The organism is Enterobacter sp. EGD-HP1 (assembly GCF_000733275.2).
Lineage (GTDB): Bacteria > Pseudomonadota > Gammaproteobacteria > Enterobacterales > Enterobacteriaceae > Enterobacter.
In genome coordinates this window covers 1-2,590 of record NZ_AVOP01000024.1, presented here as the reverse complement: position 1 = coordinate 2,590, position 2,590 = coordinate 1, and the positions used below count along the sequence as shown (strand labels likewise).

1 rRNA gene is annotated in these 2,590 nt (G+C 53.2%); it reads left to right on the top strand.

What is annotated here, in order from left to right:
* Positions 1-2,569: ribosomal RNA gene (locus N037_RS15580) — 23S ribosomal RNA — on the top strand; the annotation flags it as partial.
* Between the last annotated feature and the right edge of the window lie 21 nt (positions 2,570-2,590).

Below are 2,590 nucleotides of genomic sequence, written 5' to 3'. Positions count from 1 at the left end.
GTACACGAAAGCACACAGGTTGTGAACTCGAAGAGTAGGGCGGGACACGTGGTATCCTGTCTGAATATGGGGGGACCATCCTCCAAGGCTAAATACTCCTGACTGACCGATAGTGAACCAGTACCGTGAGGGAAAGGCGAAAAGAACCCCGGCGAGGGGAGTGAAAAAGAACCTGAAACCGTGTACGTACAAGCAGTGGGAGCACCTTCGTGGTGTGACTGCGTACCTTTTGTATAATGGGTCAGCGACTTATATTCTGTAGCAAGGTTAACCGTATAGGGGAGCCGAAGGGAAACCGAGTCTTAACTGGGCGTTAAGTTGCAGGGTATAGACCCGAAACCCGGTGATCTAGCCATGGGCAGGTTGAAGGTTGGGTAACACTAACTGGAGGACCGAACCGACTAATGTTGAAAAATTAGCGGATGACTTGTGGCTGGGGGTGAAAGGCCAATCAAACCGGGAGATAGCTGGTTCTCCCCGAAAGCTATTTAGGTAGCGCCTCGTGAATTCATCTTCGGGGGTAGAGCACTGTTTCGGCTAGGGGGCCATCCCGGCTTACCAACCCGATGCAAACTACGAATACCGAAGAATGTTATCACGGGAGACACACGGCGGGTGCTAACGTCCGTCGTGAAGAGGGAAACAACCCAGACCGCCAGCTAAGGTCCCAAAGTCATGGTTAAGTGGGAAACGATGTGGGAAGGCACAGACAGCCAGGATGTTGGCTTAGAAGCAGCCATCATTTAAAGAAAGCGTAATAGCTCACTGGTCGAGTCGGCCTGCGCGGAAGATGTAACGGGGCTAAACCATGCACCGAAGCTGCGGCAGCGACGCTTATGCGTTGTTGGGTAGGGGAGCGTTCTGTAAGCCGTTGAAGGTGTCCTGTGAGGGTGCTGGAGGTATCAGAAGTGCGAATGCTGACATAAGTAACGATAAAGCGGGTGAAAAGCCCGCTCGCCGGAAGACCAAGGGTTCCTGTCCAACGTTAATCGGGGCAGGGTGAGTCGACCCCTAAGGCGAGGCCGAAAGGCGTAGTCGATGGGAAACAGGTTAATATTCCTGTACTTGGTGTTACTGCGAAGGGGGGACGGAGAAGGCTATGTTAGCCGGGCGACGGTTGTCCCGGTTTAAGCATGTAGGCGGAACGATTAGGTAAATCCGGTCGTTTATTAACGCTGAGGTGTGATGACGAGGCACTACGGTGCTGAAGTAACAAATGCCCTGCTTCCAGGAAAAGCCTCTAAGCATCAGGTAACACGAAATCGTACCCCAAACCGACACAGGTGGTCAGGTAGAGAATACCAAGGCGCTTGAGAGAACTCGGGTGAAGGAACTAGGCAAAATGGTGCCGTAACTTCGGGAGAAGGCACGCTGATATGTAGGTGAAGCCCCTGCGGGTGGAGCTGAAATCAGTCGAAGATACCAGCTGGCTGCAACTGTTTATTAAAAACACAGCACTGTGCAAACACGAAAGTGGACGTATACGGTGTGACGCCTGCCCGGTGCCGGAAGGTTAATTGATGGGGTTAGCGGCAACGCGAAGCTCTTGATCGAAGCCCCGGTAAACGGCGGCCGTAACTATAACGGTCCTAAGGTAGCGAAATTCCTTGTCGGGTAAGTTCCGACCTGCACGAATGGCGTAATGATGGCCAGGCTGTCTCCACCCGAGACTCAGTGAAATTGAACTCGCTGTGAAGATGCAGTGTACCCGCGGCAAGACGGAAAGACCCCGTGAACCTTTACTATAGCTTGACACTGAACACTGGTCCTTGATGTGTAGGATAGGTGGGAGGCTTTGAAGCGTGGACGCCAGTCTGCGTGGAGCCGACCTTGAAATACCACCCTTTAATGGCTGGTGTTCTAACGTAGACCCGTAATCCGGGTTGCGGACAGTGTCTGGTGGGTAGTTTGACTGGGGCGGTCTCCTCCCAAAGAGTAACGGAGGAGCACGAAGGTTAGCTAATCCTGGTCGGACATCAGGAGGTTAGTGCAATGGCATAAGCTAGCTTGACTGCGAGAGTGACGGCTCGAGCAGGTGCGAAAGCAGGTCATAGTGATCCGGTGGTTCTGAATGGAAGGGCCATCGCTCAACGGATAAAAGGTACTCCGGGGATAACAGGCTGATACCGCCCAAGAGTTCATATCGACGGCGGTGTTTGGCACCTCGATGTCGGCTCATCACATCCTGGGGCTGAAGTAGGTCCCAAGGGTATGGCTGTTCGCCATTTAAAGTGGTACGCGAGCTGGGTTTAGAACGTCGTGAGACAGTTCGGTCCCTATCTGCCGTGGGCGCTGGAGAATTGAGGGGGGCTGCTCCTAGTACGAGAGGACCGGAGTGGACGCATCACTGGTGTTCGGGTTGTCATGCCAATGGCACTGCCCGGTAGCTAAATGCGGAAAAGATAAGTGCTGAAAGCATCTAAGCACGAAACTTGCCCCGAGATGAGTTCTCCCTGACCCTTTAAGGGTCCTGAAGGAACGTTGAAGACTACGACGTTGATAGGTCGGGTGTGTAAGCGCAGCGATGCGTTGAGCTAACCGATACTAATGAACCGTGAGGCTTAACCTTACAACGCCGAAGCTGTTTCGG